General features: G+C 61.8%; 23 protein-coding genes. 12 read left to right on the forward strand and 11 right to left on the reverse strand.

Features of this window, described 5'->3' with window-relative positions; genetic code table 11:
• Positions 1 to 108: 108 nt before the first annotated feature.
• On the reverse strand, positions 109 to 609 hold the full coding sequence (locus JMN22_RS22015) for an MgtC/SapB family protein (protein WP_030137825.1): 501 nt from the start codon (positions 607 to 609) through the stop codon (positions 109 to 111).
• Positions 610 to 740: 131 nt separating this feature from the next.
• On the opposite strand from JMN22_RS22015, the gene JMN22_RS22020 reads away from it, so the two are divergent.
• The 3 genes from JMN22_RS22020 to mapR all read left to right on the forward strand — a co-directional run bounded on the left by JMN22_RS22020 (position 741) and on the right by mapR (position 4,792).
• Complete coding sequence (locus JMN22_RS22020; RefSeq protein ID WP_030137826.1) at positions 741 to 977, forward strand: DUF3203 family protein; 237 nt, start codon at positions 741 to 743, stop codon at positions 975 to 977.
• Positions 978 to 1,903: 926 nt separating this feature from the next.
• Positions 1,904 to 3,316, forward strand: coding sequence for a cytochrome c oxidase accessory protein CcoG (gene ccoG, locus JMN22_RS22025; protein ID WP_198798063.1), 1,413 nt, complete (start codon positions 1,904 to 1,906; stop codon positions 3,314 to 3,316).
• Positions 3,317 to 3,382: 66 nt separating this feature from the next.
• Positions 3,383 to 4,792 (forward strand): GntR family transcriptional regulator MpaR, encoded by a 1,410-nt coding sequence (gene mapR / locus JMN22_RS22030; protein ID WP_030138514.1) that lies wholly within the window; start codon positions 3,383 to 3,385, stop codon positions 4,790 to 4,792.
• 115 nt (positions 4,793 to 4,907) lie between these two features.
• Here mapR and JMN22_RS22035 read toward each other — a convergent pair whose 3' ends face one another.
• Both JMN22_RS22035 and JMN22_RS22040 read right to left on the reverse strand, forming a co-directional pair.
• Positions 4,908 to 5,654, reverse strand: a complete 747-nt coding sequence (locus JMN22_RS22035; protein ID WP_198798062.1) for an SDR family oxidoreductase — start codon at positions 5,652 to 5,654, stop codon at positions 4,908 to 4,910.
• A gap of 98 nt (positions 5,655 to 5,752) precedes the next feature.
• Positions 5,753 to 6,631, reverse strand: a complete 879-nt coding sequence (locus JMN22_RS22040) for a Dyp-type peroxidase (protein WP_198798061.1) — start codon at positions 6,629 to 6,631, stop codon at positions 5,753 to 5,755.
• 225 nt (positions 6,632 to 6,856) lie between these two features.
• Between JMN22_RS22040 and ampC the strand changes: the two genes are divergently transcribed.
• On the forward strand, positions 6,857 to 8,005 hold the full coding sequence (ampC, locus tag JMN22_RS22045; RefSeq protein ID WP_198798060.1) for a class C beta-lactamase: 1,149 nt from the start codon (positions 6,857 to 6,859) through the stop codon (positions 8,003 to 8,005).
• Positions 8,006 to 8,068: 63 nt separating this feature from the next.
• On the opposite strand, the gene JMN22_RS22050 is transcribed toward ampC, so the two are convergent.
• The 4 genes from JMN22_RS22050 to JMN22_RS22065 all read right to left on the reverse strand — a co-directional run bounded on the left by JMN22_RS22050 (position 8,069) and on the right by JMN22_RS22065 (position 11,825).
• A complete protein-coding gene (locus tag JMN22_RS22050; protein WP_030138510.1) occupies positions 8,069 to 8,617 on the reverse strand; it encodes a DUF4174 domain-containing protein in 549 nt (182 codons plus the stop codon).
• A gap of 136 nt (positions 8,618 to 8,753) precedes the next feature.
• Positions 8,754 to 10,112, reverse strand: a complete 1,359-nt coding sequence (locus tag JMN22_RS22055; protein WP_198798059.1) for an erythromycin esterase family protein — start codon at positions 10,110 to 10,112, stop codon at positions 8,754 to 8,756.
• Positions 10,113 to 10,181: 69 nt separating this feature from the next.
• A complete protein-coding gene (locus tag JMN22_RS22060) occupies positions 10,182 to 10,967 on the reverse strand; it encodes a sulfite exporter TauE/SafE family protein (protein ID WP_198798058.1) in 786 nt (261 codons plus the stop codon).
• A 108-nt stretch (positions 10,968 to 11,075) separates the two neighbouring features.
• Complete coding sequence (locus JMN22_RS22065) at positions 11,076 to 11,825, reverse strand: hypothetical protein (protein WP_030138507.1); 750 nt, start codon at positions 11,823 to 11,825, stop codon at positions 11,076 to 11,078.
• A gap of 299 nt (positions 11,826 to 12,124) precedes the next feature.
• Between JMN22_RS22065 and JMN22_RS22070 the strand changes: the two genes are divergently transcribed.
• The gene (locus JMN22_RS22070) at positions 12,125 to 13,273 is read left to right on the forward strand and encodes an aldose epimerase family protein (protein ID WP_030138506.1); all 1,149 of its coding nucleotides are present in this window, start codon (positions 12,125 to 12,127) and stop codon (positions 13,271 to 13,273) included.
• 172 nt (positions 13,274 to 13,445) lie between these two features.
• Positions 13,446 to 14,267: an aldo/keto reductase gene (locus JMN22_RS22075; protein ID WP_030138505.1), complete on the forward strand. Its 822-nt coding sequence runs from the start codon at positions 13,446 to 13,448 to the stop codon at positions 14,265 to 14,267.
• A 148-nt stretch (positions 14,268 to 14,415) separates the two neighbouring features.
• Here JMN22_RS22075 and JMN22_RS22080 read toward each other — a convergent pair whose 3' ends face one another.
• Positions 14,416 to 16,779, reverse strand: coding sequence for a DNA polymerase II (locus JMN22_RS22080; RefSeq protein ID WP_198798057.1), 2,364 nt, complete (start codon positions 16,777 to 16,779; stop codon positions 14,416 to 14,418).
• Positions 16,780 to 17,081: 302 nt separating this feature from the next.
• Here JMN22_RS22080 and JMN22_RS22085 point away from each other — a divergent pair, with 302 nt between their 5' ends.
• The 5 genes from JMN22_RS22085 to JMN22_RS22105 all read left to right on the forward strand — a co-directional run bounded on the left by JMN22_RS22085 (position 17,082) and on the right by JMN22_RS22105 (position 21,036).
• The gene (locus tag JMN22_RS22085; RefSeq protein ID WP_030138503.1) at positions 17,082 to 17,522 is read left to right on the forward strand and encodes a CBS domain-containing protein; all 441 of its coding nucleotides are present in this window, start codon (positions 17,082 to 17,084) and stop codon (positions 17,520 to 17,522) included.
• 71 nt (positions 17,523 to 17,593) lie between these two features.
• Positions 17,594 to 18,190, forward strand: a complete 597-nt coding sequence (locus tag JMN22_RS22090) for a paraquat-inducible protein A (RefSeq protein WP_030138502.1) — start codon at positions 17,594 to 17,596, stop codon at positions 18,188 to 18,190.
• An 11-nt stretch (positions 18,191 to 18,201) separates the two neighbouring features.
• Positions 18,202 to 18,846, forward strand: a complete 645-nt coding sequence (locus JMN22_RS22095) for a paraquat-inducible protein A (protein ID WP_085987035.1) — start codon at positions 18,202 to 18,204, stop codon at positions 18,844 to 18,846.
• Positions 18,827 to 20,482 carry a PqiB family protein gene (locus JMN22_RS22100; RefSeq protein ID WP_030138500.1) on the forward strand — a complete coding sequence of 552 codons (1,656 nt, stop codon included), beginning with the start codon at positions 18,827 to 18,829 and terminating at the stop codon, positions 20,480 to 20,482. Before JMN22_RS22095 ends, JMN22_RS22100 begins: the two co-directional genes overlap by 20 nt.
• A gap of 17 nt (positions 20,483 to 20,499) precedes the next feature.
• A complete protein-coding gene (locus tag JMN22_RS22105; protein WP_030138499.1) occupies positions 20,500 to 21,036 on the forward strand; it encodes a PqiC family protein in 537 nt (178 codons plus the stop codon).
• A gap of 1 nt (position 21,037) precedes the next feature.
• On the opposite strand, the gene JMN22_RS22110 is transcribed toward JMN22_RS22105, so the two are convergent.
• Positions 21,038 to 21,667: a glutathione S-transferase family protein gene (locus JMN22_RS22110; protein ID WP_198798056.1), complete on the reverse strand. Its 630-nt coding sequence runs from the start codon at positions 21,665 to 21,667 to the stop codon at positions 21,038 to 21,040.
• Between the two features lie 193 nt (positions 21,668 to 21,860).
• On the opposite strand from JMN22_RS22110, the gene JMN22_RS22115 reads away from it, so the two are divergent.
• The gene (locus JMN22_RS22115) at positions 21,861 to 22,295 is read left to right on the forward strand and encodes a phage infection protein (RefSeq protein ID WP_198798055.1); all 435 of its coding nucleotides are present in this window, start codon (positions 21,861 to 21,863) and stop codon (positions 22,293 to 22,295) included.
• 235 nt (positions 22,296 to 22,530) lie between these two features.
• Here JMN22_RS22115 and JMN22_RS22120 read toward each other — a convergent pair whose 3' ends face one another.
• Together JMN22_RS22120 and hemB are read right to left on the reverse strand one after the other, a co-directional pair.
• Entirely contained in the window at positions 22,531 to 23,625 is a 1,095-nt protein-coding gene (locus JMN22_RS22120; RefSeq protein ID WP_030140098.1) for a DUF1615 domain-containing protein, read from the reverse strand.
• Between the two features lie 210 nt (positions 23,626 to 23,835).
• Positions 23,836 to 24,810: a porphobilinogen synthase gene (hemB, locus tag JMN22_RS22125; protein ID WP_198798054.1), complete on the reverse strand. Its 975-nt coding sequence runs from the start codon at positions 24,808 to 24,810 to the stop codon at positions 23,836 to 23,838.
• Positions 24,811 to 24,879 lie beyond the last annotated feature (69 nt).

A 24,879-nucleotide genomic window follows, 5' to 3' on the forward strand; every position in this document is an offset into this window, starting at 1 on the left:
CGGGCTTGCGCGCGAAGGCGCCATGCCAGGCGATACTTGCTTCACAGGCATACCGCCTTCGCGAGCAAGCCCGCTCCCACAGGATTCGTACCCTGCCCGGTGGACGGGCTACCGCTTCTCATCTCTCTCCAACGCCCGGACAATCACCGGCATCACACTGAAAATCGCCAGCGCCAGCACCGTACTGAGCACCGCCGTCGCCTCCCGACCGAGCCCGGCGGCGACGCCGATGGCGGCGGTCATCCACAGGCCGGCGGCGGTAGTCAGTCCCTTCACATGGCTCATATCGCCATCGGTATTTTTCAAGATGGTGCCGGCGCCAAGGAAACCGATCCCGGCCACCACGCCCTGTATCACCCGGCTCATGGCGTCAGCCTGGGACCCGGACATCTGCGGTACCAGCACGAACAGCGCGGCGCCCAGCGCCACCAGCATATGGGTGCGCACACCGGCGGCCTTGCCCTTGTGCTCACGCTCGAACCCCAGGATGCCCCCCAACAGTGCAGCCATCACCAGGCGCACCGTCACCCGGGTCATTTGCTGGGCATCGGTGATGTCGGCGAACTCCGCTTGCAGGGTTACCCAGACTTCATCCCACCACGATTCCATGGACCTTCCTCTCTTCGCTCGATAAACGATGGACCGCAAGCGATGCGAGACGTGCGACCGCTGATCAGCCACGAAGAACCCTGCGGATCGAGTGGCGACTAACGTTCAGGCATACAGGAAGGAGCAGTACCATGACTGTACGTATCGACGACAACCGGACCTGTCATTTCGACACGCCCAACGGTTCGGAACAGCGCCCGGCCAGCGAGCTGACCATCATCACCGACCCGGACAAGGCCATGTCGGCCGTGGAGCTCAATGGCGGGCGGGTTTATCTGACTGAAGCGGAGGTCGATGCCCTGACCGTGGCTGGGGCGGCTGATGGGCGGCAGAATCTTAAGGCTACGGATGGGGGGTCGGTTATCTGACCTTGATTTAGGGTTAGTGTGCATATCCGTTTCTTCGGTCACGGCGGCTTATGGTTCCGCTCTTACAGCGGCTCACTTTTGACAGCCCGGAAGCCGGCCCAGTCAAAAGTAACCAAAACGCTTTTGCCCCACCACTCGGTGCCTCGCCTAGGCTCGGCATGCCTTCACTCCGGCCTTAGGGCCGACCTGGATTCTGGTGGATCGCGTTTTTCCTGTGGGAGCGAGCCTGCTCGCGAAGGCGGTGTGTCAGTTTGCGGTGATGTTGGGTGTACCGGCCTTTTCGCGAGCAGGCTCGCTCCCACAGGGTTTTGCGGCGTATGTACATTGGAGGGCTGGCGAAAATCCAATGTGGGAGCGAGCTTGCTCGCGAAAGCGGTGGTTCAGCCAAATAAATCCTGGCTGATGCCCCGCTCTTGCTCTTGCTCTTGCTTTGGATCTTGATCTTGCTTTGGACCTTGCTCTTGATCCTGATCTTAGAGCCCCGTTAACCACGCTGGCCGAACGCAGGCATTGCGCAGTGGGCATCCCGGCATGGATGCCGGGATAGCCGCGCAGGGCCATGGATGGCCCATCGCGGCGGGCCCACGGAGCAAGGCCGGAGTGAGGGCACACCGAGCCTAGGCGAGGTGCCGAGTGGTGGGGCAAAGCCTTTTTGGTTACTTTTTTGGCGTCTGAAAAAAGTGACCCGCTGTAAGAGCGGAACCGCCAGCCGCCGTTACAAAAAAAAGGATATTCACTCGATCCTGGACCAAGCCTAAGAACGGAAGCCTCAAGGTTGTTCGCCTATCCAAAGGTGCTTCAAACTGTCGCAGAACAAGGCCTCCAAACCATCTGATCCGGTTTTTATCAAGCCACCTGAGTCTGTTATGCAATCAGTTCACTGGTCATAGTGCCCCGGCCAGATAGCGGCTGATGAGCGACCGACCATGAGCGAAAGAATCCCCGTCCAGTTGATACAGACCTTCGATCCCACACCGACGAAGATAAAATCCAGGACCACCGACCACCTGATCCATACCCGCAGCTTCACCGGCCTGTTCCGCACCCTGCGCATCAGCGGCGCCGGCGTCCTGTTCCTGCTGTTCTTCGGCACGGTATGGCTGAACTGGGGCGATCGCCAGGCGGTGCTCTGGGACCTTTCCGAAAGCAAATTCCACATTTTTGGCGCGACCTTCTGGCCCCAGGACTTCATCCTGCTGTCGGCGCTGCTGATCATCGCCGCCTTCGGCCTGTTTGCGATCACCGTGTTCGCCGGGCGCGTGTGGTGCGGCTACACCTGCCCGCAGAGCTCGTGGACCTGGATCTTCATGTGGGTCGAAAAAATCACCGAAGGTGAACGCAACCAGCGGATCAAGCTGCAGGCCGCGCCGTGGAGCTTGAACAAGTTAGTGCGGCGCTCGGCCAAGCACACGTTGTGGCTCGCCATCAGCCTGCTCACCGGCCTGACATTCGTGGGCTATTTCACGCCGATCCGTCCGCTGGCCGAGGAACTGCTCACCTTGCAAATCGGCGGCGTCAGCCTGTTCTGGGTGCTTTTCTTCACCGGGGCCACCTACCTCAACGCCGGCTGGCTGCGTGAAGCGGTATGCATGCACATGTGCCCTTACGCGCGATTCCAGAGCGTGATGTTCGACAAGGACACCTTGACCATCTCCTACGACGTAGCCCGTGGTGAAATTCGCGGGCCGCGCAAACGCGAGGTGAATCCTGTCGATATTGGCCTGGGCGACTGCATCGATTGCCAGATGTGTGTGCAGGTCTGCCCCACCGGCATCGATATCCGCGATGGCTTGCAAATGGAGTGCATCGGTTGCGCGGCATGCATCGACGCCTGCGACTCGATCATGGACAAGATGGGTTACGCCCGCGGCTTGATCAAATACACCTCTGAACGCCAGCTGCAAGGCGGGAAGACTCGCCTTTTGCGGCCACGGCTGATTGGCTATACCGCCGTGCTGCTGGTGATGATCGGTGCGCTGGCCGTGGCGCTGGTGCAGCGGCCCATGGTGTCGCTGGACGTGAGCAAGGACCGTGGCCTGTTCCGTGAAAACAGCCAAGGCCAGATCGAGAACATCTACAGCCTGAAAATCATCAACAAGACCCAGCAACGCCAAGCCTATCAATTGTCCCTGGTGGACGGTGACGGCTTCGTCCTGCAGGGCAAGACGCAACTGAGCCTGGCGCCAGGAGAAATCATTGACGTACCGGTATCGGTGGCGATGCTCAGCGAACGGCCGCGGAGCGGTTCCCAAGAGATGACCTTCAAGGTTGCGGACAGTGACGAACCTGATATCTACAGCGAAGCAAAAAGCCGTTTTGTAGCACCGATGAATCGATGAAGCCTTAAGATGCCTCGCTCCACAGTCAAAAGCGCAAACCACGCGTTATCCAATACCGGGCCAGCCATGAAACGCTACGAAAAATTCGCCGATGACATCGCTGAACTGATCCGCTCCGGCATGCTCGGGCCCGGCCAGCGCGTGCCGTCGGTGCGCTTCGCCAGCCAGACTTACGGCGTCAGCCCATCCACCGTCTTCCAGGCCTATTACCTGCTCGAGCGACGCGGCATGATCCGGGCGCGGCCGCGTTCCGGTTACTTCGTCAACAATCATGCACCAAGCCCGTTCTGCGAGCCGGTCATCAGCACCCAGGTGCATGAGTCCACCGAAGTCGACGTCAGCGAACTGGTGTTTTCGGTGCTCGACTCGATCAAGGACCCGGCCACCGTGCCATTCGGTTCGGCCTTTCCCAGCCCAACGCTGTTTCCGTTGCAACGACTGTCCCGTTCGCTGGCCAGCGCCACGCGTGAAATGGATCCGCGCATGGTGGTCACGGACATGTCGCCGGGCAATCCGCAACTGCGCCGTCAGATAGCCTTGCGCTACATGGTTGGCGGGCTGATGCTGCCCATGGAGGAACTGCTGGTCACCAACGGCGCCCTGGAAGCCTTGAACCTGTGCCTGCAAGCCGTGACCGAGCCGGGCGACCTAGTGGCGATCGAAGCACCCGCGTTCTATGCCAGTCTGCAAGTACTGGAGCGACTGAAACTCAAGGCCGTGGAAATTCCCGTGCATCCACGTGACGGTATCGACCTCGACGTGCTGGAGCAGACGCTGGCGCGCCATCCGATCAAGGCGTGCTGGTGCATGACCAGCTTCCAGAACCCCATGGGCGCGACCATGCCCGAAGCCCGTAAACAGGCATTGGTCGAGTTGTTGCGCCGACACCAGGTGCCGCTGATCGAGGATGACGTCTACGCCGAACTCTATTACGGCCAACAGGCACCCAAGCCGGCCAAGGCGTTCGATACCGAAGGACTGGTGATGCATTGCGGTTCGTTCGCCAAGAGCCTGGCCCCGGGCTATCGCATCGGCTGGGTCGCCGCCGGACGCTACGCGCAGAAGATCGAACGGCTCAAGCTCATGACGTCCCTGTGCGCCTCGATGCCGGCCCAGGCCGCGATCGCCGACTACCTGCAACACGGCGGCTACGACCGGCACCTGCGCAAGTTGCGCTATGCCCTGGAAGAACAGCAAAGCGCGATGCTTGCCGCCATCGGCCGGTATTTCCCAGCCCAGACCCGCGTCAGCCAGCCGGCCGGGGGTTACTTTCTCTGGTTGGAACTGCCGGAACAGATTGACTCGCTGAAGCTGTTCCAGATGGCGTTGGCCCAAGGCATCAGCATCGCCCCCGGGCCGATCTTTTCACCGACCCGGCGCTTCAGGAATTGCATCCGACTGAACTATGGCGGGCCTTGGACCGAGGTGTCGGAAAAGGCCATGGAGACGTTGGGGCGGATTATTCGGTCGTTCTAATATTTGGTTTGCCAGCACTACCGTCATCGCGAGCAAGCTCGCTCCCACATTTGGAACGCAATCCCCTGTGGGAGCGAGCTTGCTCGCGATGAGGCCAGGGCAGACCGCCCAGTTCTCAGCGCCCGCCCCCAAGGTCCACAAACGTCCCCGTCGCATACGAAGCCTTGTCCGACAACAACCAGATAATCGCTTCGGCCACTTCATCCGGGCGTCCGCCGCGCGCCATGGGAATCGCCGACTCCAGCTTGCTGACCCGGTCCGGATCGCCGCTCAGGGCGTGGAAATCGGTGTAGATGTAGCCCGGACGCACCGCGTTGACGCGAATGCCTTCGCCGGCCACTTCCTTGGACAGACCCACGGTGAACGTATCCAGCGCGCCCTTCGAGGCCGCGTAGTCGACGTATTCCGCCGGCGCGCCCAGGCGGGCAGCCACCGACGAGACGTTGACGATGCTGCCACCCTGCCCGCCATGCCGGGGCGACATACGCAGCACCGCATGCTTGGAACACAGGATCGGGCCCAATACGTTGGTTTTCAGGATCTTGAGGATGCGGAATTCAGACATTTCATCGAGGCGGGACTTGTGGGCGACCGTACCGGCGTTGTTCACCAGGGCAGTGACACGCCCCAATTCGACGTCAACGCGATTGAACAGGCCGACCACCTCATCCTCGATGCTCACATCGGCCCGCACCGCAATGGCTTGCGCGCCCTTGGTCCGGACCTGTTCGAGAACGTCCTGGGCAGCGTTTTCATCGGATTGGTAATTGATGCAGACTCGATAGCCCAGGTCGGCCGCCAGCAGCGCCGTGGCTGCCCCGATCCCGCGCCCGCCACCGGTGATGACGATGACTTTATCCACGCTTGCTCTCCCGTTCCACGCAAACACGTCGGGCCCAAGAATAGCGTTGACCCGACGATTTGCACAACGCGCCCCGCTTACCGGGGCGGCGGCACTCCCTAGCGGGCCAGTGCGCGCAGGTCCAAGCGCCCGTCCAGCAGCGGTGGGCACCAGTAATAACCACCGGTGATCGGTCGGCTCATGCGGTACAAGCCATCGGTAATGCCGTCTTCGAGGCCACTCATGCGGCGCAGTTGCGCCTCGAACGCATCCAGGGAGAAGCCGAACGCCAGGAACATCAGGCCAGCGCGATCACCTTCGATCCACGGCATCGAACGCCGCACGACGAAGGCTTCCGGGGCGAAGCTCTCCTGGGCGGTGCGCTTGACGTGGGCCGACTCCGGCGCCTCTTCGATTTCTTCGTTGTCGCTCAGGCGCCGGCCCATGATGTTGTCGCGCTCGTGGGGCTGCATCGCGGCAAATCCGTCCAGATCGTGTTGCCATTGCTGGATCGCGGCGAAGCTGCCACCGCGCAATCCATCAGCGCCCTGGGCCAGGGCGGCGGCGACGGCCGCTTCATCGTGGGGGTTCTCAGTGCCATCTTCGTAGCCGGTCAGGTCGTGGCCGGTCATGTGACGGAAGGTTTCGTTCATCTGCACCAGGCGCAGGGCCGGTGCCAGCGCCGCTTCGAGGGCGCGACTGCGGTGCATCAACTCGCCCCGGTCCTCACCATGCAACCAGCACCAGAGCGCATGCTGGGTCGACGGGTTATCCACGCCGACCCCGGCCAACGCAGGAAACGCGCGCAGGCCCTCGACCTGAGCCCCCAAGGCCTGCACCAGCGACTCACCGAAGCCGACGACCGCACGGCCATCCAACTGCAGCAACAATTTATCGATCGCAGCCGGCAGCGCCTCGACCGATTCCAGGGCAAAAAACAGATGACGAGCCTGAGGCGGAACAGGGGTGGCGAGAATGCCGGGCTGGTAGTAACTCATGTGAACTCCTTCAGAAAGAGCCGCGAGTTTACCCGGCGACTGCCGCTTTGTGTGGTTTGGCTTGAGGTCCGGTCGCTTCGGGCCACCCGTCGTTTCATAGGAATGTTGCCACCGCCCTGTCGGACGGCTCGCAAACGCACCTCGGTCCGATGGCTTCGGATTGCCGGGCAGCCAAAAACGCCCTAGATTGACCGCCCCTCAAGGAGGAAACGAGAGCGCTTTACGATGCATATTGCCAAATCGATACTCGCCGGGAGTTTTTTCCTGGTCCTCGGAACCTCCCCTGGCTTCGCCCAGGATCGTATTGAAGACACGGTCAATGCTGTTATCCAGCCGCTGATGAAACAACAGGACATCGCGGGCATGGCGGTGGCGATCACCCATAATGGCCAGCGCCTGTTCTTCAATTACGGCGTGGCCTCCAAGGACACGAAAAAGCCTGTCACCGACCAGACGCTGTTCGAAGTCGGCTCGATCAGCAAGACCTTCACCGCAACGCTCGGCGCCTACGCCCAGGCCCGAGGCAAGCTGCAATTGTCAGACCCCGCCGGCCGCTACGCCCCCGAACTGAACGGCGCAGCGCTGGCAGACACCCGCCTGCTGGACCTCGCGACCTACACCGCGGGCGGGTTGCCTTTGCAGTTTCCCGACGATGCAGACCAGGCCGACCGGATGTTCAGCTATTACAGGTCCTGGAAGCCGCTCTACCCGGCCGGCACCCAACGGCTCTATTCCAACCCCAGCATCGGCCTGTTTGGCCATCTGGCGGCGCGCGCCCTGGGCCAACCGTTTGATGACGTGATGGAACAGACGCTGATGCCGGGGCTGGGCCTCAAGCACAGTTACGTACGGGTACCGCAAGACCAATTGGGCCGATACGCCCAGGGGTATGCGAAGGATGGCAAGCCCGTGCGAGTCGGACCTGGCGCCTTGGATTCCGAGGCATATGGGGTAAAGACCAGTTCAGCGGACCTGATTCGTTTCGTCGAGGCCAACCTGCGGCCTGAACATCTGGACGCCGGCTTGAAACAGGCCATTGCCACGACCCACACCGCTTTGTACCGGGTCGGCGGGATGCACCAGGGGTTGGGCTGGGAGTATTACCCCGCTCCGTTCAGCCTGGATGGCCTGCTCGCCGGTAACACGCCGCAAATGGCCCTGACCCCACAAAAGGCCGAACCACTCGACCCACCGCGGCCAGCCCCGGACGGCGCCTGGGTCAACAAGACTGGGTCTACCAACGGCTTCGGCGCGTATGCGGTGTTCGTCTCGGGAAAGGATTTGGGGATCGTGATGTTGGCGAACAAAAACTATCCGAATGAAGAGCGGGTGAAGGCCGCGCACAAAATCCTGATGGTATTGGAACAGCCATGAGGTCCGCTTTTTGGGGCTAGGGAGCTTGCTCCCTCGCCACAGGAACATCGCTGCTGTTGGAGTTCAATCATCCAATGGCTGCGGCGCAGCCGCCGGCTTGGCCGTCTTGCCCGACTTGGCACCTTTCGTGTCCTTGGCCGGTGCCGGTTCTGGCGCGGGTGGCGGAGTTGGCGCTGCCGCTTCTTTTTCAGCCGCGGGCAGTTTGTCGACCGTGTCGAACAGCTCCTTCAGCTCGATCGCGCCTGAATGCTCCAGCTTCTTCTCCCCGTCCTTGCCCACCAGGATGATCTTGGTCTGCGCACCGGCCCCCAGCTTGAGGGAGCGGATCAGCGCCATGGTGCTTTGCGGGTCGAGGTCTTTGCCATCCCGTTGGCCGATGGTGTTGAGTACGGTGTACAGCACCATGTTGCGTTCGGAGAAGCCCTGCTTGCCCGCCGGTTCATCCAAGGATTTTTTCAGGCTGACCCAGGCGGGGTCGACGGTGCTGGGCGCGATGACGATCAAGGGGCGGGCCTTGCCCACCTCCGCCACCAGGGGTGAGTCGCCATCGGCGGCGAACAGGGGCCCAACGAAGGCCAGCAAGGTAGCGAAGGTCAACGACCGAATGAGCATGCGCCTCTCCTTTTGATATTTACGCTGTACTGATTGCACATGGCGGCGATTGTTCCGCGAGAGTCGCCCTTTACCGCGCAGGCCTGTCTTGAAGCTTAGGCCAGCAGCCCCATAGCGCAACCGCGACACAGCGCGATCAGAGGCCGAAAGGGAACGTGTCCTCTTCATGCTCCTGTGTGTGCGGCGTCGGCAACGGCGTAACCGCTTCAGTCTGTTCGAACCAGAGCCAGGCGTCGAACTGCTCGGCCAGCACCGCTTCGAAATAATGGCTCTGGCGTTCGGTTTCAGGACGGTAGATCACACCGATGGCGCGTTCGAGCAACGGCTCGGACAACGCGTCCAGCAGCGCTTCGTCAGGCGCCGTCCGCCAGTCGGTCAGCGACGCGCGCACGCCTGCTTGCAAAAATGCCCGCTCCCAACTGCCGGCCAACGCCGGAACCACTGGCTTGATTTTCATCGGCGCGTCCCAGTCATCGGCGGCCGCCACGCTGCCACGGTCAGTGCCCATGCCTAGAAGCACCGCGTCGCGGCCATACGCCATGCGACACAGTTGCCCAATGTTGAACTCGCCTTCCCAGCCCATGCGGGTCGCGGCGGCATTGCCGATGTGGGAGTTATGCGCCCAGATCACCGCTTTCGCCTCGGGCCCGCGATGTTCCAGCAGGCTTTGCAAGGTGTCGAACATATGTCGGTCCCGCAGGTTCCAGGAGGACTTGCCGCCGCGATACATGGCGCGGTAGTACTGCTCGGCGGCACGCACCACCCGGGCGTTCTGGATGGCGCTGAAAAAGCCTTCATCATCCTTGATCAACGGGTCGAGGCGCTCGGCGAGCAACGTGTTGAGCTGCTCGACCACCGCATCCTCGCAGGTCGCGAGGTTGCCGCGTTCGGTGAAATGACCATACAGCGCCGGGTCGTCATGCCAGGGCGTCAGGCAGCCATAACGGTGCCGGGCATCACGGGCCAAGTGAGGATGTGCCTGGTCGAGGTAACCGAGCACCTCGTCGATGGAGTGCCGCAGGCTGTAGACATCCAGGCCGCGAAACTCCACGCGCCGGGCGTCAGGCTGGCCAAGGTTGTAATCGCGCAGCCAGCGGAGGAAGGACTGGACATCCGTGTTGCGCCACATCCAGCTTGGAAACCGTGCGAAAGCCTGTTGTTTCCAGGCCGAGGGGCCGAGGTGGCGAACACAGCGGTCGATTTGCCCCGCGTCGGGCCAGTCGGCTTCGACGGCGACAATGCCGAAGCCGTGGTGCTGGATCAGGTGCCGGGTGATGGCGGCGCGGGTGCGGTAGAAGTCGTGGGTTCCGTGACTCGCTTCACCGATCAACAGGACCTTGGCATCGGCGAAACGATCGAACATCTCGGAAAAGGCCGGACTATCCTCGGCGGGCAGCGGTTCGGCGTGATGACGCAGGATATCGGCGATGTCGGTGCGCGGTTCGGCGCGACGGCGGCGCAGGCGTTGCAGCAGATCTCTGGCTGGGCTGTTCATGGATCGTGGCCTCATCAGTACCTGGTTTACAGGTATGACTGTGGCTACGGACGCATGACTCCGATCAAATCAGAACGCGAGCTTGAAGCCGATCATCGCCAGCATCACTGCCAGGCAGGGGCGCAGGAGTTCATCGGAAATGCGTCCCGACAAATGGCTCCCCAGGTAGATGCCCGGCAACGAACCGATCAGCAGGAAGCCCAGGATGTGCCAGTCCATGTTGCCCATGCTCGCATGGCCCAGGCCCGCCACCAGGGTCAGTGGCACGGCATGGGCGATTTCAGTGCCCACCAGGCGCTTGGTGACCAGGAATGGATAGAGGATGAACAACGCGACAGTGCCCAGGGCACCAGCACCAATGGAGGTCAACGCGACCATCGTGCCCAGCACCAGGCCAGTGATGACGGTCAGTACGTTGAGCCGCGAGCCGCTGGGGTTGTAGTGGCCGCCGGCGCGATCGTGGGCGAATTGCAGGAGGCGTTTCTTGAACAGAATCGCAAGGGCAGTGGCAAACAGCACGAAACCCAGGGCTTGCTTGATCACCGCGTTCATGGCGTCGGGCGAGCTGTGCAGGCTGTTGAGAAACCACAGCGTCAGCCCCACCGCCGGCACGCTGCCCAAGGTCAGCCAACCGGTGATGGCCCAGTCGATATTGCGGTTCTTGGCATGAACCAGCACGCCGCCAGACTTGGTAATGGCCGCGTACAACAGGTCCGTACCCACCGCCGTCGCGGGGTTGATACCAAACCACAACAGAATGGGGGTCATCAGCGATCCGCCACCGACACCGGTCATCCCAACGATGAAACCGACCACCAGGCCCGCTACGACTAAACCGACATTACCGAAATCCATCAAACCCGTCTCAGCGCAACCGCATGAAAAATCTGGCCGCGAGCATAGCGATTTTTCTTATAACTCCCTATATCGATGTGATCTATCTTTATTCCATTTCTTGCGCCGTTACTGGACTGGCAGGAAATTGAGGAACAACAGGCTCTGGGCGTAGTTCAGGCCGATGCGCCGGTAGCGCTCATCGAGCATCTGCGTCAACAGGTCCAGGCGGGCGACGATTTTCCCGAACTCGACGGCGAAACTCAGGTTGCTGCCCTCCTCCGAAATTTCATTGGAAAACAGCATCGGCGTGCCGTCCTTGTTTTGGCGCTGTCCGAGCAGCCAAGTGGCTTTTTCGATATTGCGCGCGGCATTGCTGACGAAGCGCGGATCGATGGTGTCGGTCATGTAGAACTCGAGGCGGTTGCCATGGGCCGTCACCAGCATGCTGCCAATGGCATAGATAAATGCGCCGACGCGATCGCCGAGGAACTCCGGGCTCATCGCATAGCTCAGGGCGGCCAGGTCTTTTTTGTTGCCCAGGGCCGGCAAGGGCTGCTGCTGTTCGATGGCTTGGCGAACCTGCTTCACGGCCGTGCGAGCGTCGAGAAAGCCTGACTTGCGCAACTCTTCGGGGTTACGCAGGTAAAGCTTATGCATCAACAGGTACAGACTCTGCAGGTTGTCATGCATCGAGAGGGTGGCCATGCGGTCGACGCTGGTCTGCAAGAACTCCTGGGGCCTGGCGTTGCTGAATTGCGTGACCATGTCCTGGCCTTGCTGATGGCTGCACCCGCCGCAAAGCAGCAGTATCAGCCCTGCTAACAGCAAGCCGCAGCGACGTGGCGACCTCATCACGGAATTTAAAACACCGGCCATCGAATCTCGGTCTGGACATGGGGAAAACGGTCGGGGTTGCCGCTTTCTGGCCATGGATAGAGCGGCAAAAACCGTAAAAGTGCGGCGCCCCACGCAAAAGCTCACGCTTGGGCGAGCTTCGTATCGATCAATTAGTCTTACTTTTTAATTGATAATTCCCGATTTATAGCTATAAATCCCTTCTCCACCCTCAAATAGAAAGACTACTGAACAGAAAAACCTTCATCGCTGTCCGACCAAGTAACGGACTCGACCACGTTAAAAACAACAACAAAACAACAGGAAAGGAAGGTCACACCATGCTGGAATCCAGACATCTGCTCACGGCCCTCGGAGTTTCTCTGATGATTGCCACGTCTTCCCAGGCCGCCGGCCTGACCAATGAACGCGCTGCCTTCGGCAAGACCAATGACGGCACGCCCGTTGAAAAATACGTGCTGCGCAACAGCAACGGCATGGAAGCTACCGTCATCACCTATGGCGGGATTCTCCAGTCGCTGATCGTGCCGGACAAAAACGGCATGACCGACGACATCGTGCTCGGCTTCGACGACGTGCAGGGCTACCAGAAGAACGGCACCGTTTACTTCGGCGCAACCATCGGCCGCTTCGGCAACCGCCTGGCGGGCGGCGCCTTCGAGCTGGACGGCAAGCGCTACCAAGTGCCGCAGAATGACAAGGACAATGCCTTGCACGGCGGACCGCAAGGCTTCGACAAGCGGGTATGGAAAGCCGAACCCCACAATGGCAAGGATTCGGTCGGCGTGACCCTGACGTATGTGTCGGCGGACGGTGAGATGGGCTTTCCAGGGAACCTGAAGACCGACGTCACCTACAGCCTCAACGATCAAAACGAACTGCGCATCGATTACAAGGCCACCACCGACAAACCGACCGTGCTGAACCTGACCAACCACAGCTATTTCAACTTGGCAGGTGCGGGCAATGGCGACATTCTCAAGCAAGTCGCCACCCTGCATGCGTCCCGCTACACGCCGGTGACCGCCAAGCTCATTCCCACCGGCGAACTCGCGCCCGTGGCCGGTACGCCGATGGATTTCACCAAGCCCACCCCGATCGGCACCCATATCAAGGCCGACCATCCGCAGTTGAAGTTCGCCGAACCTAAACAGGGCGGCTTCGATTTCAACTGGGTGCTCGACGCCAAGGGTGACGTGGGCAAGCTCGCCGCCGATGTCCAGGATCCGAAGTCCGGGCGGCGCCTGCAGCTCTTTACCACTGAACCCGGCGTGCAGTTCTACACCAGCAACTTCCTCGACGGTACGGTCAAGGGCAAGCAAGGCAAGGTCTATCCGCACTGGGGCGCGTTCACCTTGGAGACCCAGCACTTCCCCGACTCGCCGAACCAGCCGGACTTCCCGACCACGCGACTGAATCCGGGCCAGACCTACACCCAGGCCATGGTGCTGAAATTCTCGGCGGAATAATCCCATCGACCGATCGTTCCCGCGCTCTGCGTGGGAACGCCTCCTGTGACGCTCTGCGTTACGCTTTCGGGACGCAGCGCATCCTTGGCTGCTTTCCCGCGCGAATCAAACCTGAACACCTGGTCTATCCTGCTGCCACAGGTTTAATCAACCAGCACGACAGGAGACGTGAATGAAAACTCTGGAATTGGCCGGCGTATCCGTTCCGGTGATCGGCCAGGGCACTTGGCGCCTGGGTGAAGAACCGTCCCATCACAAGAAGGAAGTCGCGGCCCTGCGCCTGGGCATCGAACTGGGTATGACCCTGATCGATACGGCCGAAATGTACGCCGAGGGCGGCGCCGAAAAAGTCGTTGGCGAAGCGATTACCGGGCTGCGCGACCAAGTGTTCCTGGTGAGCAAGGTCTACCCCCACAACGCCAGCCGAAAAGGTATTCCGCTCGCCTGCGAACGCAGCCTGCGGCGGCTCGACACCGACTACATCGACCTCTACTTGCTGCACTGGCGCGGCCAATACCCCTTGGAAGAAACCGTCGAAGCATTCGAGCGACTGCGCGAAGAAGGCAAGATCGGGTCCTGGGGCGTCTCGAACTTTGACGTCGACGATATGGAGGAACTGGCCGCGCCGGCCTGCGCCACCAACCAGGTGCTGTACAACCTGCAAGAACGCGGCATCGAATTCGACCTGCTGCCCTGGAGCCAGCAGCAGCGCATGCCTATCATGGCCTATTGCCCGGTCGGCCAGGGTGGGCATCTGCTCAAGGATCACACCGTGCAGCAGATCGCCGAGCGCCACCACGCAACGCCGGCCCAGATTGCCCTGGCCTGGCTGTTGCGCCAGGACAACGTCATCGCCATTCCAAAGGCCGTGCAGCCCGAACACGTGCGCCAGAATGCCGAAGCAGCGGAGCTGCGGCTAGAGCCCCAGGATCTGGCGGCGCTGGACTTGGTGTTTCCGCAACCTCAGGGGAAGCAGCGGTTGGCGATGGTTTAGCCTGGAGAATCGAAGGCTCCGTGGCGAGGGAGCTTGCTCCCGCTGGGGTGCGAAGCGGCCCTCGCTTTCAGGCGGCTGCTGCGCAACCGAGCGAGAGCAAGCTATCTCGCCACAAGAGCCTCCCCCTCCAGCCCATCACTCAGCGGCGTCAGAACAACCCCATCTGCCCCCCAACCAGCGTCGAAAAATCATCCCCCACAAACGGCAGGATCGCGTCCGCCACCGGCTGTAGCTGCTTGGTCACGTAATGGTCGTAATCGATGGGCGCGCTGCGGGTTTCCAGCGGCTCGGGGCCGGCGACGGTGATCACGTAGCTGATCCAGCCGCCGTTCTGATACTGCCGTGGACGGCCCTGGCGTTCGTTGAACTCGTCGGCGAGCCGCGCGGCCCGTACGTGGGGCGGCACGTTGCGTTCGTAATCGTCAAGGGGGCGGCGCAGGCGCTTGCGGTAGACCAGGCGTTCATCGAACGTGCCGGCCAGCGTCTGGCGCACATAATCGCGCACGTAGTCCTGATAGGGCTGGCGATGAAAGATCCGTCCGTACAGCTCCTGCTGGAACTGCCGGGCCAGCGGCGACCAGTCGGTGCGCACGGTTTCCAGGCCCTTGTAGATGATCTCGTCGCTGCCGTCGGCACGGGTCACCAGGCCGGCGTAGCGCTTCTTGCTGCCCTCCTCCGCGCCGCGGATGGTTGGCATCAGGAAGCGCTTGAAGTGGGTTTCGAATTGCAGCTCCAGCGCGCTTTCCAGCCCGAACTCATCACGCACCTGCTCGCGCCACCACTGGTTGACGTACGCCACCAGTTCCCGGCCGATGCCCGCCGCCTCCTCCTGGCCATGGGCCCGGCGCAACCAGACAAACGTCGAATCGGTGTCGCCATAGATCACCACGTGCCCGCGGGCTTCGATCAACTGCCGGGTGCGTTGCATGATCTGATGACCGCGCAGGGTGATGGACGACGCGAGGCGCGGGTCGAAGAAGCGACAGCCACTCGAGCCAAGCACGCCATAAAACGCGTTCATGATGATTTTCAGCGCCTGGGACAGCGGCGCATTGTGTTCGCGCTTGGCGGTCTCCCGGCCTTCGGCGACCCGCGCGACGATGGCCGGCAGGCAATGTCGAGTACGGGAGAACCGCGCCCCGCGAAAGCCTGGCACCGACGCGTGATCATCCGGATGGCGCAGGCCTTCGATCAGTCCCACCGGGTCGATGAGGAAGGTGCGGATGATCGACGGATACAGGCTCTTGTAATCGAGCACAAGAACCGACTCGTAGAGCCCCGGCTGGGAATCCATGACGAACCCGCCAGGGCTGGCCTCGGGCGGACGCTGGCCGAGGTTCGGCGCGACAAAACCCTGGCGATGCATAAGCGGCATGTACAGGTGCGTGAACGCCGCCACCGAGCCCCCGCTACGATCCGCCGGCAGGCCGGTGACGCTGGCGCGCTCCAACAGGAACTCGAGCAGGTCGGTCTTGGCGAAGATCCGCGTCACCAGCTCGCAGTCCTTGAGGTTGTAGCGGGCCAGGGCCGGCTTGTCCTCGGCGAACATGCGGTTGATCTCGTCCATGCGCTGGTACGGGTTGTCGATGGACTTGCCTTCGCCCAACAGGGTTTGCGCGACGTTTTCCAGGCTGAACGACGGGAAACTCCAGGTCGCCGAGCGCAGGGATTCGATCCCGTCGATGATCAACCGCCCCGCCGCCGAAGCGAAAAAATGGTTGTTGCGCGCGCCGTGCTCGCGCCACTGCATTTCCTCCCCGCCACGCCCCAGGCGCAGCGGCACGGCCAGCCGGCGGGCATGTTCGTGCAGCACGCGCAAATCGAACTGCACCAGGTTCCAGCCGATGATTGCGTCGGGGTCGAAACGGGCGAACCACTCGTTGAGCTTCTTCAACAGCAGCGTGCGGGACTCACAGTATTCCAGCTGGAAATCCACCTCGCGATCATCGCCATTCGGCGGTCCGAGCATGTACACCTGGCGTTCGCCACAACCTTCCAGGGCAATGGAATACAACTCACCCTGGGCGGTGGTCTCGATGTCCAGAGACACCAGCCGCAGCGGCGGACGGTATTCGGGCGCCGGTTTCATCTGGGCATCGAGCAGCAGGCCATCGGCCGAGGGCGTGCCGCCGAACCAGACCGGGGCGGTGATGAAGCGCTCCATCAGGTAGCGCTCCGGCGGGCGGATGTCGGCTTCGAATACTTCCACGCCGGCGCGCCGCAGCGTGGTGTCCAGGCGCATCAGTTGCGCATGCTGCCGGCAATACAGGCCCAGCACCGGGCGGTGTTCGAAATCCAGCAGGTCCAGGGGACGCAGTTCGACGTCCTTTTCCCCTTGCAACAACGCCTCGACCTGGCCGCGCTGGACCTGCGGCACGAACGCCACCGAGGGCTGCACCGGCAGGCGCACGCGCCGGGGGCCGGCATCGGTTGCCAGCCAGAACTCGACTTCGGTGCCCGCCGGGGTGTCGCGCCAATGCCGGGTCAGGACGAAGCCCTGCTGTAGATTCACCGCTGAAACCTCGAAACTCAGATGTCACGCATTCTACCCGTGGCGAGGGGATTTATCCCCGCTGGGCTGCACCGCAGCCTCGGCAACTTGCATTAGATGAATGTCGTGTCGACATTTTTGGGACTGCTGCGCAGCCCAGCGGGGATAAATCCCCTCGCCACAACGGCGGATGACTTTAGATAGGAGTGAATTCACCCGCCATGACGGTTTTGGACGACTGACTGCCGCTTTATCGCTTGCTCTGCGCCGTTGGGTCTACGATTCTTTAAACACCCGCAAAAAACGACACCCGAGGCCTCACCATGAAAACCGTCGCGCAGTTGCTCCGGATAAAAGACGAGAAGAACCAGCAAGTGCACACCATTTCACCGGACGACATGGTTTTGCAGGCCCTGATGCGCATGGCCGAGAAAAACGTCGGCGCCCTGCTGGTGGTGAAGAACGACGAAGTGCTGGGCATCATCAGTGAGCGCGACTATGCGCGCAAAATGGTCCTGCACGGGCGCTCCTCGGTGGGCACGAAAGTGAGCGACATCATGGTTTCGCCCGTGATCACCATCGACCCTCATCAGAACGTCGAAACCTGCCTGAGCATCATGACCGAAAAACATTTGCGACATTTGCCCGTCGTGGAGGACGGCAAGCTGGTCGGCCTGTTGTCAATCGGCGACCTGGTCAAGGAAGCCATTGCCGAGCAGGCGGACCTGATCAGACAACTGGAGCAATACATTCGCGGCGAATGATCGACTCGGACGGGTTGCTCATTTGCGACTCACTTCTATATTGAAGGAGTTGTCCCTGCCCGAGCATCCCGATGGCCGTCACCGACCGACTGATCATTTGTGAACATTGCGATGCGGTGTACGAGCCGATTGAGCTCGGCCCGCATCAACGAGCCTTGTGCGTGCAATGCCATGCGGTGATCCAGCGGTACGACGGCCTGACCATCGAGCAGCGCCTGGCCCTGACCATCACCGCGGCGGTGCTGTGGGTCTTTGCCAATGTCTATCCGGTGATGAGCATCCGGCTCCAGGGCTTGAGCAACAGCGCAACGCTGTGGGATTCCGTCGTGGCGCTGAGCCAGGGACCGATTACGTTCATTGCCCTGGTCGCCGCAATCGCGATCATCATCGCCCCCGCCTTCCAATTAGCGCTCTTGCTCTGGGTGCTGGGCTACGCCTATTCAAACCGCCGGGCTCCGGCGTTCAACCTGTGTATGCGCAGCCTGGAAACACTGCGCCCGTGGAGCATGCTGGAAGTGTGCCTGCTGGGGGCGCTGGTCGCGGTCATCAAGCTTGCCGGGCTGCTCGACGTGCTGCCAGGCATCGGCCTGTTCGCCCTGGGAGCCTTGAGCCTGCTGATGATCCGCATCGCCGGCCGCGACGTCCGTGACCTGTGGGACCGCCTGTGAACGGCGCACCGCTGGGCAACCCGCCCCGGGCCGATGATCTGAACCTGTGCCTGTGCCACAGTTGCGGCCTGGCGTGCGACATGGCCGACGAACCCGAGACCTGCCCGCGCTGCGATGCCCGCCTGCACCGGCGCAAACCCGATACCCTGACGCGCACCTGGGCGTATATGCTGGCAGCCCTGGTGTTTTATATTCCTGCCAACCTGCTGCCGGTCATGAACACCCAGATGCTCGGCGAAGGCGCGGACAGCACCATCATCAGTGGCGTCCTCGAGTTCTGGCACAGCGGTGCCTGGGACATCGCTCTGATCATCTTCATCGCCAGCATCGCGGTGCCCGGCATCAAGTTCGTCGTGCTGACGCTGCTGCTGGTGACCGTGCAACGGCGCAGCACCTGGGCCCAGGTCCAGCGCGCGAAGCTGTACCGGCTGGTCGAAGTCATCGGCTATTGGTCGATGCTCGATGTGCTGGTCGTGGCGTTGGTGGCGGCCCTGGTGAAATTCCAGGCGTTGAGCGATATCGAACCGCGACCGGGGATCCTGTTCTTTGGCCTCGTGGTGCTGTTCACCATGCTGTCGGCCATGAGTTTCGACCCACGCTTGATCTGGGACACCCAACCCTCCGAGGAGACCATGGATGAAGTCGCAAGCCACTGACGGACAACCCGCACCGGGCCGCGCGCATGTCACCAGCCGTCGCTGGACGGTCTCGCTGGTGTGGATCGTGCCGATCATCGCGGTGTTGGTGGGCGTGTCCCTGGTGGTGCATAACTGGCTGCAAGAAGGCCCGACCATCACCATTACCTTCAAGACAGGCGAAGGCCTGACGGCCAACAAGACCCCGGTCAAATACCGCAACGTGGTGATCGGCCAGGTGACGGACGTGCAACTGAGCGAGGATCAGAAAAATGTCACCGCCACGGTCAAGCTCGCCAAGACCGCCGATACGTTCACCCACGAAGACTCGGTGTTCTGGGTGGTCAGGCCACGCATTGGCGCGGGCGGGATTTCCGGGATAGATACCTTGCTGTCGGGGGATTTCATCGGCGCCGACGCCGGCCATTCGAAAGTCCGCGCCAAGTCCTTCACCGGCCTGGAGGCGCCACCGCCCATCACCTACGGCGAACCGGGCAAGCGCTTTACCCTGCACTCACAGGACCTTGGTTCGCTGGACATCGGCTCGCCGGTCTACCTGCGCAAGATCCCGGTGGGCCAAGTGGTGTCCTACGCGCTGGATGCCGACGGCAAGGGCGTCAACATCGAAGTATTCATCAATGCGCCAAACGACGCCTACGTTACCGAGAACACCCGTTTCTGGAACGTCAGCGGGGTTGATGTGAACGTCGGAGCCAACGGCTTCGCGGTCAAGACCGAATCCCTGTCCGCCTTGCTGGTGGGTGGCATTGCCTTCAGGGCACCGGAATACAGCCCCAACGACACGCCAGCCGCCGAAGACAAGAATTTCGAGCTGTTCGCCGACCAGCAGAGCGCCCTCGCCCCGCCCAGTGGCAAGGCCCAGTACCTGGCGCTGCGCTTCGACCAGGCATTGCGGGGGTTGCGCGTCGGGGCCCCGGTGGAATTCCTCGGGATCGAGATCGGCCGGGTGGTGGCCATGAACCTGGATTTCGACGAAAAACAGCGCACGTTCCCCGTGAATGTCGGCATCGTGATCTACCCCCAATTGCTGGGCAAGGCGCATGAGAAGTTGCTCAAATCCCTGGATTACGACCCGGAAGACGAAGCCGCCGCGGCTCGGCTGGTCGGCAGTTTCGTCGAGCGGGGCCTGCGTGCCCAGGCCCGCAGCGGCAACCTGCTGACCGGGCAGTTGTACATTTCGCTGGATTTCTACCCCAAGGCCGAAAGAGTCGCCTTCGACACGTCCGCCCGCCCCCTGCGGATCCCCACGATTCCGGGCAGCCTCCAACAATTGCAGGAACAACTGCAGACGGTGATCGAGCGTATCAACAAGCTGCCGCTGGAAAGCATTGCCAGCAATCTGGACGGCAATCTCGTAGAACTGCGCAAAGGCCTGTCGCAATTCAACAGCAAGACCCTTCCGGGCGTGCAAAGTACCTTGCAGGACGTGAGCAAGACCTTGCAGTCGGCCAATTCGACCCTGGCGGAGGATTCCCCACAGCGCGAACAACTGACCCAGACCCTGGACGACCTGGGCCGCATGTCGCGGTCGTTGCGCGAACTGTCCGACTACCTGAGCCGCCACCCCGAATCGTTGCTTCGCGGCCGTCCGAAAGACGCCCCGGCGCAAAACCTTTCCTTCCCGGTGAAAGAATGACCCCTGGAGCACGCCTGATGCCGCTGACGCTGAGATGCTCGTTGATCGCCCTGGCGCTGCTGCTCGGTGCCTGCCGCAGCGACCCCATTCACTATCACACCCTGAGCCCGGCCCAACCGGCCGGCCAGGCACGCGCGGGGGTGGATATCCAGATCGAGCAACTCAGCGTGCCGCCCCAGGTGGATCGCACCCAGATGGTCATTCGCCAGGGCGACAGCGGATTGGCGATCCTGGAGACCGAATGGTGGGGCTCAAGCCTGGCGGATGAACTGCGCAGCAGCCTCGATGAACAACTGAGCAATCCCGGCGCGCCGAAGCGGTTGCTACGGGTGGACGTGCAGCGCTTCGACTCGATCCCCGGCCGGTACGCTCGCATGGACGTGCAATGGCGATTGCGCAGCCTTGGCAACGCCGCCAGCACCCTGACCTGTCGCAGCAGCTTGCAAACGCCGGCCGCAGGCAATATCGACGACCTGGTGAAGGGCCATCAGAACAACGTCCGGCAGTTTGTCGACCTCGTCGGGCAAGCGGCCTCGCGCAACGCCTGCCCTTGATTCACCCAGGCCAGTGGAGCGAAAGCACCGGCGCGACACGGGGGTGGCGGTCGATGCGCTCGAGCAAGGCATAAAACTCGGGACGGGCGCTGAGCATCGCTTCACGGGTCTCGACCCATTTCGTGATCACCGCCGCCAGGATATCCAGCGCCCCGGGCTCGGCACCACTGAGGAACGGTGTCGCCGGAAACTGATCGGCGAACAATGCCCAATTGCGATACAGCCTTTGCTTGGTGCCTGCCACCAGTTGCTCCCGGACAGCCTCGTCCGCGTCCGGCAACCAGCGTTCAGGAAAATCGATAATGCCGATGGGCGTGTAGCAATTGGCGGCAATATAGACCAGGCCGCGTATGACCTGCCCGCGCTGGGCCGGGTTTTCCGGCAGCAGCTTCGATTCCGGAAAAGACAACCCCAGGTGGATCAGGATCGCCGCCGCCTCGGTCAGGACCGAGCCGTCCGGCAGTTGCAGGGTCGGAACCTGCTTCTGCGGATTCAACGCCTCGAGTTCTTTCGCCGCGTCATTGTCCTCGGTCGAATACGTATCGACCCGGCGGTAAGGCACCCCACACAGATACAGGGCAATTTCCACGGCAGAAGAACCCGACTGACTGTGGCCGAACAGCTGATACATATGCGTGCCTCCTGCAAAGGGATTCAGCCGGTAGAACCCGCAGCCCCATCAGCGTTCCATCAAGCTCATTGACAACAGCCCGAGCAGCTATCACCGCCATCGATGTTCACCATCATTTCAATGAAGTTCTCCTGACCGGTGCCCGGCGCAACAATGGCCCCACACAAACAAACACCCCCCGGAGCACACCATCATGAAACGCCAAATCATCCTCAGCTTCGCTTTCTCGGTCCTGGCAGCCAACGTATTCGCCGCCTCCTCCCAACCCGTCATTGCCGAAGGTGGCTCTGATCGCCTGATCGAAAACCGCGTCGCTGAAGGCGGTGCCGACCGCCTGCTGGAACGCCGCGTTGCTGAAGGTGGTTCCGACCGCTTGATCGAAAACCGCGTCGCTGAAGGTGGCTCCGACCGTCTGCTGGAACGCCGCGTCGCTGAAGGTGGCTCCGACCGCTTGATCGAAAACCGCGTCGCTGAAGGCGGTGCCGATCGTCTGCTGGAACGCCGCGTCGCTGAAGGTGGCTCCGACCGCTTGATCGAAAACCGCGTCGCTGAAGGCGGTGCAGACCGTCTGCTGGAACGCCGCGTTGCTGAAGGTGGTTCCGATCGTCTGGCTCAGAACCGTGCATGAGTGGCCTGTCGGCGGTGCCTGAAGCAGTCTCGAATAGTGGTCAATGGAATCCGTGGCGAGGGAGCTTGCTCCCGCGTGAGCGCGAAGCGCTCACAAGAAAGGGGCCGCCCGAAGCGTCGGACCGCCCCCCCGGGGGCCAGCAGCCGCGCCCCCGGGTCATCGCTTACCCCAAGCGAACAACATTACCCCGGCAAGAGCCCGGCCTTATCCGCCGGGCTTTTTCATGGCCAGCGGTTTAGCGTCCCGAAGCCCGCGCCATGCACCGCTGGTAACGTTCGTCCACGCGCTTGGCGAACCATGCGGTGGTCAGCTTGCGAGTGATTTTTGGACTTTTGAGCACGATCCCCGGCAGCACCGCCCGAGGCAACGGCTTGCCCTCGGCCTTTTCAGCCAGTTCGAACACACGCTTGTAGAGCTTGCTGTCCTCGAATGCCAGGCTGTCCCCCAACTCCAACTGATCGCGGATGGTCGGGTTGCGCATCCCCAACGACTTGCCCAACGTGCGAACCGCCAGCTCCGTGCTGCCGGGCATGATTGAGTCATGCAGGATCAGATCGCCGTCCAGGGCCAGGCTGATGCCCGAAGCGCGGCTCACCGCGTGCTGGAACGCCGCGTTGCGACTGGCGTACCAACCGGCGTTGAAATCGGCGAACCGGTACAGCGGCTCGGTGTAGCTCACCGGATACCCCAACAAATGGGCAACGCCGAAATACATGCCGCCACGACGGCTGAACACTTCCCGCCGAATCGAGCCATCCACCGTGTAGGGATAATTCCGCGCATTGGCCTGGGCAAATGCGATGCTGACCTGCATTGGGCCACCCGTGTGCACCGGATTGAAACCATCGAACAGCGTCTTGCCCAGCGGCACCATACTGATGAAATCATCAAAAATCGCGCTGAGTTCTTTCTCGCTTCGCGCCGCACTGAGACGATCACTGTAGCTTTTGCCATTCGGCGAGCGCACCTGGAGCGCGGCGCTGACCAGCAGTCCCGGGACATGAACCTTCGCCGCGCGTCGGTCGATTTCCTGCCGGGCAATCTTGCCCAGTCCCGGTACGGTGGGATCGGCCTGGAAAGTCGATTCCTGCTCGGTCACCGCCAGTACCGAACAAATGTTCTGGGTGGTCGGCGGGATCTGTTGAGCCGAAAAGGCGACGTAGATATCGCTGGCCCAGCCTTCTCGGTCAGCGGTCTTGGCCGGCAATAACCGAACGATCTGCGCCTTGACTTCGGCAGGCTGGCGCTCTGGCTCCTGGGCCTGGCGCGTGCCGCAACCGGCCAGGGCCAGCAAGGCGGCGAGACTGATCGTCAATCGAGTGAATTGCATGGTGCTCCATCAGATCCATTGTTCGGGAGCAACCATACGACCAAAAGCCCAGGGAGGCTACTGAAGGGAAACAGATGAATGACAAGGAAGATCCTGTGGGAGCGGGCTTGCTCGCGAATGCGGAGTGTCAGTCACTACCTTCTGCACTGGCATACCGCTTCGCGAGCAAACCTGCTCCCACATCGGTCCATCCCTGCGTGGAATGCCTGATCAGATCCCGCTCAACGCCAGGTCCATGGCGAAGTAAGTGAAAATCAGGTCCGCCCCTGCCCGCTTGATCGCGCCAAGGCTTTCACGCACCACCCGAGCTTCGTCGATGGCGCCCGCCTGGGCGGCAAATTTGATCATCGCGTATTCGCCGCTGACCTGATAGGCCGACAACGGCAGGTTCGACGCCTGGCGGATGTCGCGGATGATGTCGAGATAGGCCCCGGCCGGCTTGACCATCAGCGCATCGGCGCCTTCCTGCTCGTCGAGCAACGACTCGCGCAGCGCTTCGCGACGGTTCATCGGGTTCATCTGGTAGCTCTTGCGGTCGCCCTTCAAGGCGCTGCCGCCCGCCTCGCGGAACGGACCGTAGAGCGCCGAGGCGAATTTGGTCGAATACGCCATGATGGCCGTCTGGCTGAAGCCCGCCTCGTCCAGGGCCCTGCGAATGGCCTGGACCTGTCCGTCCATGGCCGCTGACGGCGCGATGACATCGGCACCGGCACGCGCTGCCGCCACGGCCTGCTTGCCCAGGTTGATCAGGGTCCGGTCGTTATCCACTTCATGGCCATGCAGCACGCCGCAGTGGCCATGATCGGTGTACTCACAGAAGCAAGTGTCGGACATCACGACCATTTCCGGCACGGCGTCCTTGCAGATCCCGGCCATGCGCGACACCAGGCCACGCTCACTCCACGTGTCGCTACCGTCGCTGTCCAGATGATGGGACACGCCAAAGGTCATCACCGACTTGATGCCGGCGCGGGCATAGCGCTCGATTTCGCCAGCCAGTTTCGACTCGGGGATACGCATCACACCGGGCATGCTCTTGATCGGCACGAAATCGTCGATTTCTTCTTCGACGAAGATCGGCAGTACCAGGTCGTTCAGGGTGAACTCGGTTTCCTGGAACAGGCTGCGCAAGCTTGCGTTGCGGCGCAGACGACGTGGACGTGCTTCGGGGAAGTGGCTGGACATGGGACTCCTGGGGTAAAAATGGGGCTCGATCACAGGGAGCAAAGCTTATGCCCTGGCCGGCCAGGGCAC

Source organism: Pseudomonas sp. HB05, assembly GCF_016756915.1.
Taxonomy (GTDB): Bacteria; Pseudomonadota; Gammaproteobacteria; order Pseudomonadales; family Pseudomonadaceae; genus Aquipseudomonas; species Aquipseudomonas alvandae.

Bases quoted from the DNA above. Each gene is read 5' to 3' on its own strand.
- JMN22_RS22015 (WP_030137825.1), bottom strand. From the start codon at position 609: ATGGAATCGTGGTGGGATGAAGTCTGGGTAACCCTGCAAGCGGAGTTC.
- JMN22_RS22020 (WP_030137826.1), top strand. From the start codon at position 741: ATGACTGTACGTATCGACGACAACCGGACCTGTCATTTCGACACGCCC.
- ccoG (WP_198798063.1), top strand. From the start codon at position 1,904: ATGAGCGAAAGAATCCCCGTCCAGTTGATACAGACCTTCGATCCCACA.
- mapR (WP_030138514.1), top strand. From the start codon at position 3,383: ATGAAACGCTACGAAAAATTCGCCGATGACATCGCTGAACTGATCCGC.
- JMN22_RS22040 (WP_198798061.1), bottom strand. From the start codon at position 6,631: ATGAGTTACTACCAGCCCGGCATTCTCGCCACCCCTGTTCCGCCTCAG.
- ampC (WP_198798060.1), top strand. From the start codon at position 6,857: ATGCATATTGCCAAATCGATACTCGCCGGGAGTTTTTTCCTGGTCCTC.
- JMN22_RS22050 (WP_030138510.1), bottom strand. From the start codon at position 8,617: ATGCTCATTCGGTCGTTGACCTTCGCTACCTTGCTGGCCTTCGTTGGG.
- JMN22_RS22055 (WP_198798059.1), bottom strand. From the start codon at position 10,112: ATGAACAGCCCAGCCAGAGATCTGCTGCAACGCCTGCGCCGCCGTCGC.
- JMN22_RS22060 (WP_198798058.1), bottom strand. From the start codon at position 10,967: ATGGATTTCGGTAATGTCGGTTTAGTCGTAGCGGGCCTGGTGGTCGGT.
- JMN22_RS22065 (WP_030138507.1), bottom strand. From the start codon at position 11,825: ATGGCCGGTGTTTTAAATTCCGTGATGAGGTCGCCACGTCGCTGCGGC.
- JMN22_RS22070 (WP_030138506.1), top strand. From the start codon at position 12,125: ATGCTGGAATCCAGACATCTGCTCACGGCCCTCGGAGTTTCTCTGATG.
- JMN22_RS22075 (WP_030138505.1), top strand. From the start codon at position 13,446: ATGAAAACTCTGGAATTGGCCGGCGTATCCGTTCCGGTGATCGGCCAG.
- JMN22_RS22085 (WP_030138503.1), top strand. From the start codon at position 17,082: ATGAAAACCGTCGCGCAGTTGCTCCGGATAAAAGACGAGAAGAACCAG.
- JMN22_RS22090 (WP_030138502.1), top strand. From the start codon at position 17,594: ATGGCCGTCACCGACCGACTGATCATTTGTGAACATTGCGATGCGGTG.
- JMN22_RS22100 (WP_030138500.1), top strand. From the start codon at position 18,827: ATGAAGTCGCAAGCCACTGACGGACAACCCGCACCGGGCCGCGCGCAT.
- JMN22_RS22105 (WP_030138499.1), top strand. From the start codon at position 20,500: ATGCCGCTGACGCTGAGATGCTCGTTGATCGCCCTGGCGCTGCTGCTC.
- JMN22_RS22110 (WP_198798056.1), bottom strand. From the start codon at position 21,667: ATGTATCAGCTGTTCGGCCACAGTCAGTCGGGTTCTTCTGCCGTGGAA.
- JMN22_RS22115 (WP_198798055.1), top strand. From the start codon at position 21,861: ATGAAACGCCAAATCATCCTCAGCTTCGCTTTCTCGGTCCTGGCAGCC.
- JMN22_RS22120 (WP_030140098.1), bottom strand. From the start codon at position 23,625: ATGCAATTCACTCGATTGACGATCAGTCTCGCCGCCTTGCTGGCCCTG.
- hemB (WP_198798054.1), bottom strand. From the start codon at position 24,810: ATGTCCAGCCACTTCCCCGAAGCACGTCCACGTCGTCTGCGCCGCAAC.